Here is a 15,295-nt window from a genome sequence, read left to right as displayed (position 1 = left end):
GCGCGAGCGGGTCGGCGGCGCGTAGTCTGTCCCGGTGGCTGATCTTCTCGTCTGGATCGACTGTGAGATGACCGGGCTGGACCTGCGGCGGGACGCCCTGATCGAGGTCGCCGCGCTGGTCACCGATCCCGACCTCAACGTGCTCGGTGACGGCGTCGACGTGGTGATCCACGCCGACGACGAGGCGCTCGACGGCATGCCGGAGATCGTGCGCACCATGCACGCCAAGTCCGGGCTCACCGAGGAGGTCCGCCGCTCCACGGTGACGCTGGCCGAGGCCGAGGACATGGTGCTCGACTACGTGACCAGCTTCGTGAAGGACCCCCGCACCGCGCCGCTGTGCGGCAACTCGATCGCCACCGACCGGGGCTTCCTGGCCCGCGACATGACCCGGCTCGACGCGCACCTGCACTACCGGATGATCGACGTGTCCTCGATCAAGGAGCTGTGCCGGCGCTGGTACCCGCGGGTGTACTTCGGGCAGCCGCAGAAGGGCCTGACCCACCGGGCGCTCGCCGACATCCGGGAGAGCATCCGCGAGCTGGAGTACTACCGGCGGACCCTGTTCGTGCCGCTGCCCGGGCCGGACGTCGAGGCCGCGAAGGCGATCGCCGCCCAGCTCTGACGTCCGTGCCCGAACCCGGTGGACGGGTTCGGCCGGAGTGTGGCTATGATTGGTCCGCGCACCGCCCCGGGCGACCGGAGCGGCGAGCATGGTGGCTGTAGCTCAGTTGGCAGAGCACCGGGTTGTGGTCCCGGTTGTCGTGGGTTCAATTCCCATCAGTCACCCCAACACGAAGCCCCCTCCTCCGGGAGGGGGCTTCGTCGTGTGCGGGGGTCAGGGGGTCGGCTCGACGCTCGGCGTACCGGCGTCCGGGGTGGTGTCGGCGGTGGTGTCGGCGGCTGGCGGCTCGTACGGCAGGGCGCTGCCCTTGACGTACTCGTCCCAGCTCATGTTCCAGTCGGTCCAGCCGTTGCCGTTCTGGAGCTTGCGCTCGGTGCCCTTGACGGTGATCGGGTCACCGATGCGGGTGTTGGCGAACAGCCAGTTGCCTTCCTTCATCGAGACGTTCACACAGCCGTGCGAGACGTTCGTGCGGCCCTGCACGCCCTCGGACCACGGCGCGGCGTGGATGAACTCGCCACCCCAGGTGAGCCGCTGGGCGTAGTCGATCTCGGTGCGGTAGCCGTCCTCCGGGCCCAGCTCCTCCATGGTGTCGAAGACCGTGTGCCGGAGCTTCTCGATCACCACCATGGTGCCGCTGGAGGACGGGGTGCTCTTCTTGCCCAGGCTCACCGGGATGGTCTTGACCACCTTGCCGTCGCGGGTGACTGTCATCCGCTTGGTGCGGTTGTCGACGGTCATCACGAACGACGGGCCGATCTTGACGTCGACGCTGAGGTCGGACCGGCCGTACCAGCCGCCGCCCAGCGGCAGCCCGCCCGCCTGCACCTTGTAGCTGACGGTGCTGTTGGCCTTCCAGAACGTCTTGGGCCGGTAGCGCACCTCGGTCGGGCTCACCCAGTGCCAGATGCCCTCCTGGGCCGGCTTCGCGGTGACTGTCATCCGGCGCTGGATGTCGTCGCGGTAGTCCTCCGGGATGGCCCGGCCGAACTTCACGATCAGCGGCATGGCCACACCCACGACCTGGTTGTCGCCGAGGAAGCTGGTGACCCGGATCTGCTTGGCCGGCTTCGCCATCGTGGTGAACGTGCTGGTGGCGGTGGCGGGCTTGCCGTCGTCGCCGGTCGCCGTCACGGTCGCCGTGTACGTCTGCCCGTACTCCAGGGCCGAGGACGGCAGCCAGCTCTTGCCGTCCGCCGCGAGCGTGCCGTCGACGACCTTGCCGGCCGCGTCCTTCAGCTCGACGTCGGTCTCCTGCGCCTCGGTCGTGGTGAAGGTGATGCCGGTGGATGCGGGCACGTCCTTGGCGTCGGCGGCGGGCTCGCTGATGGTGGCCGCCGCCTTCGGGGCCTTCTCACCGCCGTCGCCGTCGCCACCGCCCTGCCAGCTCGACGGCTTGTCGCCGCCGCTGGTGCAGGCGGTCAGGGCCATCGCGGCGGCGAGCAGCCCGGCCGCCAGCGCACGGCGGCGCCCGACGCGTCGGGCGCTCACGCCCCGGATCGGTTCGTCCTGGCCAGCTCGCATGACTCCCTCACAAGGTGATGCCGTTCCCCGTCGTCTCAGGTCAGACGCGCCGGAGCGGGTACGCGTTGCCGGACGTGAAACGGAACACCCCGCGCGGGTGTAACGATTCCACTGTCGTCCGGCGCTTCGTCGGAGGTGGCGTGTCCGACCACGTTACGCCGGTCAGAACGGCGCCGGCTGCCCGCCCTGTGGAACGGGCAGCGCGCTGCCCGCGACGAACTGCGACCAGCTCATGCTCCACGCGGTCCAGCCGTTGCCCGGTGCCAGGCGCCGTTCGGTGCCCTTCACCGTGATCGGGTCGCCCACCATCGTCTTGCCGAACAGCCAGCGGCCGTTGGCCATCGACACGTTGACGCAGCCGTGCGAGACGTTGCGGCGTCCCTGCACGCCCTCGGACCAGGGCGCCGCGTGGATGTACTCGCCGCCCCAGGTGATCCGCTGGGCGAAGTCGATCTCGGTGACGTAGCGGTTGGCCGGGTCCGGCTCGCTGCGGGTGTCGAAGACGGTGGACTCCTTCTTCTCCATCACCACCATCGTGCCGCTGGAGGAGGGGGTGCTCTTCTTGCCCAGGCTCACCGGCAGCGTACGGATCACCGTGCCGTTCTCGGAGACCGTCATCTGCTTGGCCGAGTTGTCGACTGTCATCTCGAACGCGCGCCCGATCTTGGCGGTGGCGCTGCGGTCGATGTTGCCGTAGCGGCCGTTGCTCAGCGGGATGCCGGCGAGTGCGAGCCGGACGGTGATCGTGGTGCCGGTCTTCCAGTACTCCGGGGCGCGGTAGTACGCCTGGGTGCCGTTGTCGACCCAGTGCCAGGCGCCCCGCTGCGGCGGGTCGGTCTGCACGAACATGCGCTTCTGCACCGCGGCCCGGTCCTTCTTCGGGATGCCCGGGGAGAACTCGGCGACCACCGGCATGGCGACCCCGTACGTCTTGCCGCTGAACATGTAGAGACCCGAGCCGATCATCGACTTGGGCTTGGCCATCGTGGTGAACGTGCTGGTGCCCTGGTAGGTCTGGCCGTCCTTGCCGGCGCCGGTGACCGTGGCGGTGTACTTGGTGCCGTACTTGAGCGCGGCCGACGGCACCCAGCTCGAACCGTCGCGCCGCATCCGCCCGGCGACGCTGGTCCCTTCGGCGGTGGCGAGCACCACCTTCGACACGGTGCCGCCACCGGGGATGCGGGCGCTGATCTCGGTGCTGACCGGCCGTGCGTTCGCGCCGTCGGCCGGGCTCACCGTCAGCGGCGGCGCGGCGGCACTGTCGCTCGGCGAGGCGCTCGGCTCCGCGGGCGCGGCGGACGAGACGCCGCCGACCTGCTGCTGGCCGGGCACGAACGCCGGCGCCTTCCCCTCGTCGTCGCCGCCGCACCCGGTCAGTGCCAGCGACGCCGTCAGGACCAGGGCGCCCACCGTCGCCCCGGCCCGCGCGAACCTGCCCATGCCCACCCCTGTCCTCGCGTGCCTGGCGGACATCGTGCCGCATCGACGCTCCCGTGCCCGCCCCCGCGCCGGATCAGGTGACCGTTTCGGCCGGTTTCGCCGGTTAAGCTCGTCCGAAGGGTGGACCCCGGTATCGGATTGGAACCCGCCTCGGCGGGCGTGCTAATCTTCTTCCCGTTGTCGGTGAGCGCCGCTAGCTCAACTGGCAGAGCAGCGGACTCTTAATCCGCGGGTTCGGGGTTCGAGTCCCTGGCGGCGCACCAAACGATCAAGGCCCTGACCGGGCGTTCCACGCCGGTCGGGGCCTTTTTCGCGTACGTCGCCAGCAGGCGCCCCGGCACGCACTGATGCGACCGCCCGTGGGTGGAACGTCATGGGTGCCAAACGGGCCGTGAGGTACCCATGACGTTCCACCGAGGCGTGGTTAGCCCCGACGGCGACCGGTCCCGGGAGCCGGTTGATCCGATCCCCTATACGGGCAGCTATACGGGCAGGGTGGGGAACACGACCACGGAGCCGTCCCTGCCCATCGGGCCGCTCGCGGGTCAGACGCCGCGGAAGCTGCGGCGGTACGCCTGCGGACTGGTGCCGGTGATCTGCTTGAACCGGTCCCGGAAGGCGGTGGTGGAGCCGAAACCCACCTGGCTGGCCACCCGGTCGACGGGATGGGTGGTGGTCTCCAGCAGGTGCTGAGCCTGGTGCACGCGTACGCGGTGCAGCCACCGCAGCGGGGTGGTGCCGGTCTGGTCCCGGAACCGGCGGTTCAGCGTGCGGGTGCTCAGCCCGGCGTGCCGGGCGATGTCGGCGAGGGTCAGCGCACGTCCGGTGTTGTCGCGCATCCAGGCCAGCAGCGGCTCCAGCGTCGCACCGTCGGGGGTGGGCGGCTCGTGCGTGATGAACTGCGCCTGCCCGCCCGCGCGTTCCAGCGGCATGACTGACAGCCGCGCCGCGTCGGCGGCGACGGCGGCGCCGTGGTCGCGCCGGACCAGGTGCAGGCACAGGTCGAGCCCGGCGGCGGCGCCGGCGGAGGTCAGGAACTGGCCGTTGTCCACGTACAGGACGTCGGGGTCGACCCGGACCCGCGGATGCCGGGCGGCGAGCCGGCCGGTGGCGACCCAGTGCGTCGTGGCGCGGTGCCCGTCGAGCAGCCCGGCGGCCGCGAGGGTGAACGCGCCGCCGCAGATCGAAGCGATCCGCGCGCCGTTCGCCGCCGCGGTGCGCAGCGCGTCGAGGACCGCTGCGGGCGCCGCGGCGGCCGGGTCGGAGACACCGGGTACGACGACGGTGTCCGCGTCGGCGAGGACGTCCAGGCCGTACGGCACCGCGATGCTGAACGCGCCGGTGGTGACCGTCGGCGTCGCGGCGCAGACGACGACGCGGTACCCGGGGCGGCCGTCGGGCAGGCGGGTGCGGCCGAAGACCTCCATCGGGGTGGCCAGGTCGAACGGCACGACGCTGTCCAGGGCGAGCACGGCCACTGTGTGCATGGCGGGATTCAACCAGTCGGGACCGGGCCGCGCGTGTCGGCCGCCGGCCGCCTGAGCCGGTGGTACATGTCCTTGACCGACAGGCCGCCGGTGAGGCACCAGAGCGCGATGACCGGATCGCAGAGCGCGCAGCCGAACGACGAGTCGTGCAGCGACGGGATGATCGGGGTGCCGCGACGGTGGTGCAGGACGTCCCAGGCCGTGTGCAGAAGCCAGCCCACCCCGATGAAGGTGTACGAGGTGAGCCCGGCGTAGCCCACCACCAGCAGTAGGGCGCAGAACGCCAGTTCCCACAGCCCGAACCCGCCACCGCTGATGTAGGCGGCCCCGGCGCCGGTGACGACGAGCGCGTTCAGCCGCCGCCGATGGGGCTCGGGCACGAAGGAGTTGAGCCCGGCGTAGACCAGCCCGATCACGACCGGCATGACATAGCGAAGCACGACCCAGCCCCGTTTCCGTTTGCGGAAAAGCGTGTCGGGACGGAGCCTAGGAAGGCCGGTTGCCGGCGACGAGAGGCGAAAATGCCAGGATCCGCCGGATTCTCGCCACGCCGGTGCCGACGGTCAGCGGTCCGCGTCCTGCTCGGCGAGCCGCTTGAGGTTCAGCAACTGCCGGCGGGCCATCACCAGGTCTCCGAGGCATCCACCGAGGGCGATCACCGGGTTCGTCCGCATCACGACCTTGAGCAGCAGGCGGGTGGTGGTCCTGTCGTCCGGCACCAGGACGTACGACAGGACCGCGCCCATGATCCCGGCGGTGAGGTGGTGTCCCGGCTGGACCGCGAGGATCCGGCCGCGCCGCCGCCCGCCTGCGGTGGTGAACGACTCGCCCACCACCGGCTCGGGAAGGCCCACCAGCAGTTGCGGTGAGCGTCGGCCGAGGTTGTCGATCCAGTCGTACGAGTAGGGCGCGAGCCGGATCTGGGCGACCCACTGCCACACGGTTGCCGGCGGCGCGTCCACGCTCACCCCGCGCCACGCTCGCAGCGTGGGCGCGGGCACGAAGTCGTCACACGGGTACCGGCGCCGCGTCTCGTCGTCGGACACGCCCCACCGGTCACCGAGCATCGGCCCGGCCGAGCACCAGTGTGGTCCGCAGATCGAGCACGACGGTGCCGCCGAGGTCGTCGACCAGCCGGTCGAGGGCCGCGATCCCGCGTCGCTGCTGCTCCGGCGTGCGGGACAGGTACGGCCCGAACGTGCGCATCAGCGCCAGATACCGCTCCTTGTCCAGCGGCAGCTCCCGCCGGATCACCTCGCGGCGTACGTCGTCGAACTGCCCGCTGTCGAGGATGTCCCGGTGGAACCAGTCGAAGGGCCGCTCCCGGACGGTGGGGTCGACGGATCGCAGCACGGCCCGGACGGCGTCCCGCTGGGCGGCGTCGGCGTAGTCGTAGCGGTGCCCGAACACGGCAAGCGTGCCGCCGGGCGCCAGGGCACGCCGGGCCTGTGCGTTGCGGGTGGCGGCGTCCAGCCAGTGCCAGACCATCGCACTGGCGAGCACGTCCACCCCACCGGCGGGCGGCGACCATCGCTCGAACGTCGTCGCCTCGATGCGAGCGTCCGGGAACCGCTCGGCCAGCCGGGCCGCCATCAGCGCGTCGGGCTCCACACAGGTCAGTGGCGCGCCGAGACGGGCCAGCACCTCGGTGCCCTTCCCGGTGCCCGCCCCGATCTCGGCCACCGACGCCGGTGCGCCGCCGTGGTAGGCGAGGATCGACTCGGCGATCTCCGGCGGATATCCGGGCCGCGCGCGCTCGTACAGGTCAGCCACCGTACCGAAGAGTTGCATCACCAGCAGGATACGGCTCCGACCGGTCCCCGACAGACCGCGACAGAACAGGCCGCCCCGCCCCTACAGTCCGCACCATGAGGTGGACCCTGCGGCTGGCGGCAGCGCTCGGCGTACTCGCGACCGCCCTGGCGACCGGCGCGGCGAGCGGCGCAGCGGCGCCCGCCGACGGCGGCCTCGGCCTGGCCCTGCGACCCGGCACTGCCGACTACCGCGCCGGGGACCAGGTCCGCCTCGACCTCACGGTCACCAACACCACCGGGGCGGCGTGCGCGTTCGCCACCCGGGCCGTCGGCACCGTGCAGGTCACCGGGGTACGCCGGGACGGGCGCGACGTCGAGCCGATGCTGGCCCGCAGCTTCCACGACGACGGGATCGGCGCCATCGCCACCGCCGGACTCACCACAGTGGAGCCGGGCGCGAGTGCCACCGTGGCGTTTACCGGGGTACGGCTGCACGACGGCGAGGTCGTGCTCCGCTCGGTGGCCGCCACTCCGGACGGCGGCGGGCTGGACACACTCTGGCCGGTCGGCGCGCCCGGCCGGTACGAGGTGACCGCCGGCTACGTGACGCTGCCGGTGACCGGAGCGACGAACCCGTGCGCTGGCGCGACAACGCTGCGGACCATCACATTCACGGTGTCCGACGACGGCGGGACCGGCCCGCGCCGGCTCTGGCTCGTCGGCGGGGCAGCGCTCGTGCTGCTCGTCGTCGCGCTGGTCGTGCTGCTGCTGGTACGCCGCCGCAGACCGACCGCCGCCGCAGTGGCCCTGCTGCTGGTGGCAGTCGGCGCGCTCGTCGGCGGTGGCGCCCGGCCGGCGCGCGCCGACTACGGCGTCGACTCGACCGCGGGGGTGCCGGTCAGCGGCGTGGACTTCCAGGCGGCTGTCGACGGCTGCCTGGCCGGGTTCGCGCTACCAGGCGGCGACCCGTCCGGCCTGCTGCCGAGGCTGCGCGACAAGAAGAGTCCCCGGGTGCGGATCATCCCGACCACCGGTGGCTCCGGTGCGTTCGAGACGCCGCAGAGCGCCGACGGCAAGGGCTCCTCGACCGTCACCTGGAACCCGACCTCCACCGACCCGTACGGCGACGGGGTGACCCGGGACCCCTGCGCCGCTCTCTACCACGAGCTGAACCACGCCGACGACATCTCCCGCGACGCGGTCCCGCAGGGGGAGTGCGGTGGCACCGGCATCCGTACCGCAGAGGTCAAGGCGACGCTCGCGGAGAACCGCTACCGGGCGGCGAAGGGGTTGCCGCCGCGCACCGAGTACGACGGGAAGACGCTGCCGAAGAGCCTCGACGAGTGCAAGAAGCCGGCCAAGAAGACGCCGCCGCCGAAGGGGCCGGTCAAGCTCTGCGAGGAGGGTGCGGACTGCGGCGGCAGCAACGGCGACCCGCACCTGGTCACCTTCGACCGGGTCGCCTACGACTTCCAGGCCGTGGGTGAGTTCGTCCTGGTCGCCTCCACCGGTGGCGACCCGCTGGAGGTGCAGGTCCGGCAGTCGCCGATGGCCGGCACGCGGACCGCCTCGGTCAACTCGGCTGTCGCGTTCCGGGTCGGCGCGCACCGCGTCGCGCTCACCCTCACCGACGGCAGCACCCGGGTGCAGGTCGACGGCGCGTCGCTCGCCGCGCCGCCGGACCGCACCGACCTGGCCGGCGGCACCCTCACCCGCCGCCCGTCCGACACCGGCCCCACCGACGGGTACGACGTCACGTGGCCGGACGGGTCCGCGGCGGCGGTCGACCAGATCGGCCGCTACGGCTACCGGATCCTGGTGCGGCTGGCCGACAGCCGGGCCGGAAAGGTACGCGGACTGCTCGGCGACTTCGACGGCGACCCGGCCGACGACATCGCGCCCGCCTCCGGGGCGGCGCTGGCCCAGCCGGTGCCGTTCGGGAAGCTCTACCCCGCCTACGCGGACAGCTGGCGGATCACTCCGGACCGCTCGCTGCTGCACTACGACGACGGGCAGGACACCGGCACGTTCACCGATCGCGCGTTCCCGGAACGGGAGGTCACCGTCGGCGACCTCGACCCGGCCCGGCGGGCGGCCGCCGAGCAGATGTGCCGCTGGGCCGGCGTCACCGCACCCGCACAGCTCGCCGAGTGCGTCTTCGACGTCGCGGTGAGCGGCCGTCCCGAGTTCGCCGTGGCCGGCGCGAGCACCGAACGGGTCGCCCCGCCGGCGGCGGCCACCCCGATCACCGCCGTACCCGTCGCGACAGCAGCGCTGACGCCCGGCGGGGAACCGCTGACGTTCGCGGCGCGCGCCGGGGACGCCGTCTTCGTCGACGTCACCGCGCCGGGCATCGGCGACCGCTGCTCGCCCGACGTGCTCACCGAGCCCGGCGGCCGGGAGATCGCCAGCGGCTGCAACATCAAGGGCGCCGGGTACGTCGACCGCGTCGACCTCACCGCCACCGGCACGTACGCGCTGCGGGTCACCGCCGCACCCGGCGACGCCGGCCGCGCCGCCGTGCGGGTCTACCTGGCCCGGGACAGCGACGGCACGCTGCAACCGAACGGCCCGGCCGTCACCGCGACAGTGGAGCAACCCGGCGCGCGGGCCCGCTACCGGTTCACCGGGCGCGCCGGTGAGCGCGTCTACGTGGAGGTACCCGCGAGCAGCCTCACCGACCAGTGCTCGCCGCTGGAACTGCGGGACGCCGACGGGCGGCTGCTGCGCAGCGGCTGCGTGGTCAACGGCGTCGGCGAGATCGACGGCACGGTGCTGCCCGCCGACGGGACGTACACAGTGGTGGTCGACCCGACCGAACGCGACACCGGCACGACCACACTGCGGGTGGTCACCAGCCGGGACCGGGAGGCGGCGATCACGCTCGGCGGGCCGCCGGTCGTCGCCGTCGTGGACCGGCCCGGCGCGGTCACCGGCTACCGGTTCACCGTCACGGCGGGCACGTCGGTGACGGTGACCGCTACCGCCTCGGACCTGCCGGACCAGTGCGGCGTGCTGGCGCTGCGCGGGCCCGACGGCAGCACCGTCAGCAGCGGCTGTGTGATCAACGGGGCCGGTGAACTCGGGCCGGCCGTGTTGCCGGCGTCCGGCGCGTACACCCTGGTGGTGGACCCGTCGGGGGCCGCGACCGGGCAGGTCACGCTGGCGTTGCGGTGAGGCCGACCCTGCTTCTCCGGAGTGGCCGGCGGGCGTGCTAACGTCTCGTCCCGTTGTCAGCGAGCGCCGCTAGCTCAACTGGCAGAGCAGCGGACTCTTAATCCGCGGGTTCGGGGTTCGAGTCCCTGGCGGCGCACCAACGATCAAGGCCCTGGCCTGGTGGTTCACACCGGGACGGGGCCTTTTTCGCGTCTGCCGGTGGGTGGCGGTGGCTCGGTGGGTGCTCGGGAGCCGATGGACCGGGGTGGCTTTGGCGGGACGCTGCGGGGTGCTCGTGGACGCCGGTCGGTGGCTGCCGGCGCGCGGGGTGGTTGGGTGGCCGGGGTTGGGGCTGTCCGTGGCTCCGAGTCGGCTCTTGGTGGTCCCCGGATGGCTTGTTCCCCGCGGCGGGCCGATCTTGGCGGGGTGCGGTATGCCGGTTCTGAGTTTTTCGTCGTCGGCTCTTTGGCTGATTCGGTGAACAGTGATCATGGAAAACGTCTCACAAACCCCGTTTTGAGGGTGCAGGAGTTCCCTCCGGGTGCCACCGGCAGCCGCCCGGTCGTCGGGATGGCCGGGCGTCAATGATTAGGGGATCATCGATGGATGGCCGGTGGTCGCGAGGTGACGCCTCGGCGGTGGCGGATCCTGTCGTTCCTGGCGTTGCACGGCATGGCGACCACGGGTGACGTCGCGGTGGTGGCGGGGGTGCCGCGGTTGACGGCGCACCGGGACCTCACCTGGCTGCACGCCGCGGGTTTGGTGGGCCGGGAGCGGTCGGCGGAGGACCGTGCGCATGCCTGGTGGTATCGGATCACGGGGGAGGGCGTCGGCCTGCTCGGCCGTGACCTCGTCTCGTCGGGGCGGCCGGTGCCCTTGCAGCTCGGTCAGCGGCACTGGGGTGCGGCGCACTACCTGCTGTTCCTGCCGCTGCTGGAGGTTTCGCGGCGGTATGCGGACCGGTGTGGGTTGTTCCAGTGGTTGACGACGTTGGACACGTCGGCGTGGCTGCGCGAGCGGAGGCTGGCGCATCTCCGCGCTGACGGATACGGGGTGTGGCTGGAGGACGGCCGGTGCGTGCGGTTCCTGGTCCATGTGGATCCGGGCCCGGTCGGTGAGGTGATCGCAGAACGCGAGCGGTCTACCGCCGGGCTCGCTGCGGTTCTGGCCGGGTACCGGCGCACTGATCCGACCGTGCCGGTCGGCACGGTGCTGGTCATCGCCCAAGATGCGACCCGGGAGGCCAACCTGCTCACTGACCTGGTGAACCGGCCGCTGAGGGCGCCGATCGCGGTCACCACCGTCGAGATGCTCCGCCAGCACTGGCCACACGAGCAGGTGTGGAGGATCCCGGGGGAGGGCACCGCACGTCACCGGCTGCTCGACCTTTCTCCTTCAGTCGGAGCTGTCCCCGCCGATTTGAAGGTAGCCGAACCGCAGTAAGCGAATGCGTGTGAGCCGCCACGAGTCGGGCACCTTGAGGAGCAAGCATCGACCGTATGGATTACCCGCTTCTGGCTTCCGATATCCAGACACTCTGCGCCGTCACGGCAGCGATTGCGGAGCAGGCGGCCTGCCCCAAGAGTTGCTGCATCCGAGAGCACTGTCCACCGCGTCGAAGGGAGGCGGCCAGACCGAGTCGCGACCACTCAGAAAATTTCGGCAACGCCTGGGACGAGTACCTACGCTGAGGCATGGCGTACCAGCGGATCTCAACGGAAGGTGTGTGGGGGATCGACATGGAGGTGAGAGCGATCTTCGAGCTGCCGGTGCACATCTGGGTGATGCGCGACGCGCTCGACGCGACGTACCCGACTGGCTACGACAACCTCCGGTTCAACGTCGTGATGCCCGATGACCGGCCACCCGTCGGCGGGGCCCCTCCTGTGCCCGGCATCGAGTCACGGCCCGAGGTCGGCGAGCAGGTCGTATGGGTGAAGGAATACGGCGCCTTCATTCCCGATTCGCTTCGGCCAGCCACCGCGCTCCATCGCGTGGTCGTGACCGACGTCGAGGGCCCAAGTTACGACCACAAGTCGTGGTTTACCCCCGAGCATCAGCTCGCTGCATACATCAACAGGTGGTTCAACGACGTGCGCACCTGGACTGAGGTCCTGACCGGCCAGGACCTCGACCCTAATCACCGTGTCTCCGACGCAGAGTCGGTCGGCGCAGGGCTCACATTTATCGAACCGCCCCACGACGGTGCCTTGGGTTTCACGATGACTACACCTCGCGTCCTTCCGCTTCGCGCTCAGGAATGGGCTGACATCCTCGGGCTCGTCCGTGACGGCAAGGAACCGCCGCTCGAAGAGGTGCTCAGCCGTGACGCACGGGCCGCATTCAGACGTGACGCTTACCGGCGCGCAATCATCGACGCAGCTACCGCCCTCGAGATTGCCCTTGGCCGGCACGTCTGCGGCCACGCCGACCAACTGCCCGAAAGGCAGCGCGGACGCATCAGTGAGCGGACGGCTCTCGGCGGCTACGTCTCGATCGCCGAGGACTCCGGCCTTCCGCTCGCTGTTCCGGTCGATCGGCTGCGCTGGCTGAACAGCCTTCGCAACGACGCCGCTCATCGTGGTGCGGCGCCAGGCCGCTCAGAAGCCGGCGCCGCTGTGCAGATGATGATCGAATTCCTCGGCGTTTATGGACGATTCCCCAGGACAGGTGGTCGCGAGCCTGACGGCGGGGAGTTGGTGACCTCGTGACAGCGACGACCTCAACGGCGGCCAGCTTGCGGAGGGACCGGAAGCTGAAGGTGACAACCCGTGCCATGAACGCACAGCCGGAGGCAGACCAGGTTTGATCAGGTCATCCAGATCTGCCGCCGATCGCGCGGCTCGGTGCGGCGTCCGCGACGCCGGCGAGATGGCGTTGTGGGTTCAGGTACGAGGGCTGACGCCGACGGAGGGAGCGGGTGCCGATGGCGCTGATGGTGTCCGCGCGCTGCCTGACCGTCCCCCGGCGGACAGAGGAGCTGTGCTGATCTGGACCGTTCGGCCTGCCCTACGCTGACGCCATGAGGGAACAGGGCGTGAATCAAACTCCAGCGCTTGCCCTACCTGGCGGGCGCTGATGGATCGGCAGGCCGCGGTGCCGACTCACGTGGTTCCAGACGAGATCCGGGCTGATGTGGAGACGCTGTGGCGATACCACGACATGCACCACGAGCTGCGCCCATGCGACGTCGGCATTGGGTTGGGCAGCCATGACCTCGGCGTTGCCGTGGTCGCAACGCGGCTGTTTCAAGCAGGCCTGTTCCCATGGATCGTTTTCACCGGTGCGAACGCCCCGACCACTGTCGAAAGGTTCCCGCGTGGAGAGGCGGTGCACTACCGCGAGTACGCCGTCGAGCAGGGTGTGCCCCCGGAAGCGGTTCTCGTGGAGCCGCGTGCCACGAACACCGCCGAGAACCTCGAGTACTCCCGCGCGCTCCTGGCTGAACGACAAATCGCGGTGCGGTCGGTGCTGATCATGTCGCGGCCCTACCAGCAGCGTCGGGCCTACGCCACCTGCAGGTTGATGTGGCCGGAGGTCGAGGTGGTGTGCGCGTCGAACCCGCTCGATCTGGACGACTATGTGCGCAGCATCGGCGACCCGCGGCGGGTGGTGGACATGCTGGTGGGCGACACGCAGCGGATCGAGGTGTACGCCGAGCGCGGGTTCGCGATCCCGCAGGAGATGCCGGACGAGGTGCGGGCGGCCTTCGAGCGCCTGGTGGCGGCCGGCTACACGAGCCGGTTGATCTGAGCCCAGCTACCAGCGGGGGCCTCCCGTCCGGACGCCCATTCGGTCGCTGAGTTCGACGGCCAGTCGTGGTGGCCGGGGGCGGGTGAGGATGTCCCGGACGAGGTCGCGGGAGAGCTGGTGGTAGCGCACCTGGTCGGGCCCGAGGGTCTCGGCGTCCAGCAGCGCGGCGAGCGCGTCGTCGATGCGGTTCCACCGGGCGAGGGCACGGGCCGTTTCGATGGCGTGGCGAACCTGCCGCTCGACGGGCACGGTGCTGGTGTCGAGTGGGGCGCCGATGGCGATGGCGCGTTGCACATCGCCCAGTTCCATCGCCACGGTCGTCTTGTGGATCGACACGTTGGTCGGCCCGAACGCGGTCCACACGTGGTTGCCGTCGGCGCCGAGCCGCTGTGCGGCGGTATCGGCTTCGGTGATGTGGGTGTCGGCGGAGCCGCGGTCGTCGTCTCGGGCGGCGGCGAGCGCGCAGACGAGGTGCAGGCTGCCGTAGACCGACAGCAGCTGCGGAGTCGGCCTGACGAGCCGGGGTTCCAGAAACCGCGCCGCCGTGGCGGCGAGGCCCAGGGCTTGGGCGTACTCGCCGATGGAGGCGAGCGAGTGCGCGGCGGAGCGGCTGAGTGAGCCGATGACGACGTGGTCGTGGCTGGCGTTGGCGGCGACCAAGCCTCGGCTGGCGGCGGTCCACGCGAGGTCACCTTCGCCCAGCTTGGTAAGGAACAACGCGGCGAGCTGGTGGGCGTATGCGGTCATCGCGTGCGCGCGCTGGCCGTCGTCTCCGTCGTACGCCTCGGTGGCGGTGAGGCAGTCGTGGATGAGGTAGGGCAGCCGGCGGGCGAGGGTGCCGTACCGGGAGTGCTGGTAGGCGGTCCAGATCTCGGCGACGTCGTTCTCGATCTCGCGCAGGGCAGGTGCCTCGACGTCCCCGGAGCTGGCAAGCGTCGGCGCGAGGTGACGATAGTCGTGAAGCGCGGCCCGCAAGGCGGGGATGGTCTCGCGCCCTGAGTCGTCCGACCATTCGAACAGGCTCGGTGCACCGATCAGGTCGCCGAGGGACACGTCGAGGGCCTTGGCGATCGCGCGGATGACCGACAGTCGGTCCAGGTCGGCGCGGTTCGTCTCGACCTTGCGTAACCACTCCTGCGTCTTGCCGACCAGGCCGGCCAGCACCTCCTGGGAGAGCCCTCGTCGACGCCGGTAGAAGGCGACGCGCTGGCCGATCGTCATGTCGTCCGTCATCCCTCGCACACCATCACCCTGCCCGCTGAAGGCCGCCGGACCCGGTACGGATTTTCCCGGTCCTCCGAACGGACCGCCCCTACGTTCAGTTCACCCCAGATCACCGGCGCGTGTCGATGCCGGTGTCAGGGATGACTGACAGGGAGCTGCAGATGGAGGGATCGATGAGCGGCGCACCACACCACGGCTTGGGCCGCTGGCTCGGCCCTTCCGGGAGCGAACTGTCTCGGCGCTTTCCCCGCCTGCGTACCGCCATGAGGGCTGCGCGGGTGGGTGATCGGCGGTCTGCTCCCAGCCGCCGCGGTGCGGCGGCGGGCTCGCCC

At 71.0% G+C, this 15,295-nt stretch carries 12 protein-coding genes and 3 tRNA genes; 8 read left to right on the top strand and 7 right to left on the bottom strand.

Annotated elements, in window-relative coordinates; all coding sequences use genetic code 11:
* Positions 1-34 precede the first annotated feature (34 nt).
* Positions 35-625, top strand: coding sequence for an oligoribonuclease (gene orn / locus ACFYO8_RS21345; RefSeq protein ID WP_354873527.1), 591 nt, complete (start codon positions 35-37; stop codon positions 623-625).
* A 91-nt stretch (positions 626-716) separates the two neighbouring features.
* Positions 717-792 (top strand) — tRNA-His (locus ACFYO8_RS21340).
* A 46-nt stretch (positions 793-838) separates the two neighbouring features.
* Here ACFYO8_RS21340 and ACFYO8_RS21335 read toward each other — a convergent pair.
* A complete protein-coding gene (locus tag ACFYO8_RS21335) occupies positions 839-2,149 on the bottom strand; it encodes an Ig-like domain-containing protein (protein WP_387257443.1) in 1,311 nt (436 codons plus the stop codon).
* A 162-nt stretch (positions 2,150-2,311) separates the two neighbouring features.
* The gene (locus ACFYO8_RS21330; RefSeq protein ID WP_387257442.1) at positions 2,312-3,589 is read right to left on the bottom strand and encodes an Ig-like domain-containing protein; all 1,278 of its coding nucleotides are present in this window, start codon (positions 3,587-3,589) and stop codon (positions 2,312-2,314) included.
* Positions 3,590-3,776: 187 nt separating this feature from the next.
* Between ACFYO8_RS21330 and ACFYO8_RS21325 the strand changes: the two genes are divergently transcribed.
* Positions 3,777-3,852: transfer RNA gene (locus ACFYO8_RS21325), tRNA-Lys, on the top strand.
* 282 nt (positions 3,853-4,134) lie between these two features.
* Here the strand turns inward: ACFYO8_RS21325 and ACFYO8_RS21320 are convergent.
* From ACFYO8_RS21320 to ACFYO8_RS21305, 4 genes are all read right to left on the bottom strand, one after another.
* A complete protein-coding gene (locus ACFYO8_RS21320) occupies positions 4,135-5,076 on the bottom strand; it encodes a helix-turn-helix domain-containing protein (protein WP_354873533.1) in 942 nt (313 codons plus the stop codon).
* 8 nt (positions 5,077-5,084) lie between these two features.
* Entirely contained in the window at positions 5,085-5,501 is a 417-nt protein-coding gene (locus ACFYO8_RS21315; protein ID WP_354873535.1) for a DUF6010 family protein, read from the bottom strand.
* A 138-nt stretch (positions 5,502-5,639) separates the two neighbouring features.
* On the bottom strand, positions 5,640-6,122 hold the full coding sequence (locus ACFYO8_RS21310; RefSeq protein ID WP_354873537.1) for a polyketide cyclase: 483 nt from the start codon (positions 6,120-6,122) through the stop codon (positions 5,640-5,642).
* 10 nt (positions 6,123-6,132) lie between these two features.
* Positions 6,133-6,867: a methyltransferase domain-containing protein gene (locus ACFYO8_RS21305; protein WP_354873539.1), complete on the bottom strand. Its 735-nt coding sequence runs from the start codon at positions 6,865-6,867 to the stop codon at positions 6,133-6,135.
* A 77-nt stretch (positions 6,868-6,944) separates the two neighbouring features.
* On the opposite strand from ACFYO8_RS21305, the gene ACFYO8_RS21300 reads away from it, so the two are divergent.
* The 5 genes from ACFYO8_RS21300 to ACFYO8_RS21280 all read left to right on the top strand — a co-directional run bounded on the left by ACFYO8_RS21300 (position 6,945) and on the right by ACFYO8_RS21280 (position 13,739).
* A complete protein-coding gene (locus tag ACFYO8_RS21300; RefSeq protein ID WP_387257440.1) occupies positions 6,945-10,007 on the top strand; it encodes a VWD domain-containing protein in 3,063 nt (1,020 codons plus the stop codon).
* A gap of 63 nt (positions 10,008-10,070) precedes the next feature.
* Positions 10,071-10,146, top strand: a tRNA-Lys gene (locus ACFYO8_RS21295).
* Positions 10,147-10,592: 446 nt separating this feature from the next.
* The gene (locus ACFYO8_RS21290) at positions 10,593-11,429 is read left to right on the top strand and encodes a MarR family transcriptional regulator (protein WP_387257439.1); all 837 of its coding nucleotides are present in this window, start codon (positions 10,593-10,595) and stop codon (positions 11,427-11,429) included.
* Between the two features lie 251 nt (positions 11,430-11,680).
* Entirely contained in the window at positions 11,681-12,697 is a 1,017-nt protein-coding gene (locus tag ACFYO8_RS21285) for a hypothetical protein (RefSeq protein ID WP_387257437.1), read from the top strand.
* 367 nt (positions 12,698-13,064) lie between these two features.
* Complete coding sequence (locus tag ACFYO8_RS21280) at positions 13,065-13,739, top strand: YdcF family protein (protein WP_387257436.1); 675 nt, start codon at positions 13,065-13,067, stop codon at positions 13,737-13,739.
* 6 nt (positions 13,740-13,745) lie between these two features.
* On the opposite strand, the gene ACFYO8_RS21275 is transcribed toward ACFYO8_RS21280, so the two are convergent.
* The gene (locus ACFYO8_RS21275) at positions 13,746-14,972 is read right to left on the bottom strand and encodes a helix-turn-helix transcriptional regulator (protein ID WP_357706712.1); all 1,227 of its coding nucleotides are present in this window, start codon (positions 14,970-14,972) and stop codon (positions 13,746-13,748) included.
* Between the last annotated feature and the right edge of the window lie 323 nt (positions 14,973-15,295).

The organism is Micromonospora sp. NPDC005257 (assembly GCF_042872445.1).
In the GTDB taxonomy this organism is placed as follows: Bacteria; Actinomycetota; Actinomycetes; order Mycobacteriales; family Micromonosporaceae; genus Micromonospora.
Note: the sequence above shows the minus strand (reverse complement) of the source record. Positions and strands in the feature narration are given on the sequence as shown.

Excerpts from the sequence above, each read along its gene's own strand:
- ACFYO8_RS21280 (WP_387257436.1), top strand. The coding sequence starts at position 13,065 with ATGGATCGGCAGGCCGCGGTGCCGACTCACGTGGTTCCAGACGAGATC.
- ACFYO8_RS21335 (WP_387257443.1), bottom strand. The coding sequence starts at position 2,149 with ATGCGAGCTGGCCAGGACGAACCGATCCGGGGCGTGAGCGCCCGACGC.
- ACFYO8_RS21285 (WP_387257437.1), top strand. The coding sequence starts at position 11,681 with ATGGCGTACCAGCGGATCTCAACGGAAGGTGTGTGGGGGATCGACATG.
- ACFYO8_RS21275 (WP_357706712.1), bottom strand. The coding sequence starts at position 14,972 with ATGACGGACGACATGACGATCGGCCAGCGCGTCGCCTTCTACCGGCGT.
- ACFYO8_RS21290 (WP_387257439.1), top strand. The coding sequence starts at position 10,593 with ATGGCCGGTGGTCGCGAGGTGACGCCTCGGCGGTGGCGGATCCTGTCG.
- ACFYO8_RS21300 (WP_387257440.1), top strand. The coding sequence starts at position 6,945 with ATGAGGTGGACCCTGCGGCTGGCGGCAGCGCTCGGCGTACTCGCGACC.
- ACFYO8_RS21320 (WP_354873533.1), bottom strand. The coding sequence starts at position 5,076 with ATGCACACAGTGGCCGTGCTCGCCCTGGACAGCGTCGTGCCGTTCGAC.
- ACFYO8_RS21315 (WP_354873535.1), bottom strand. The coding sequence starts at position 5,501 with ATGCCGGTCGTGATCGGGCTGGTCTACGCCGGGCTCAACTCCTTCGTG.
- ACFYO8_RS21330 (WP_387257442.1), bottom strand. The coding sequence starts at position 3,589 with ATGGGCAGGTTCGCGCGGGCCGGGGCGACGGTGGGCGCCCTGGTCCTG.
- ACFYO8_RS21305 (WP_354873539.1), bottom strand. The coding sequence starts at position 6,867 with ATGCAACTCTTCGGTACGGTGGCTGACCTGTACGAGCGCGCGCGGCCC.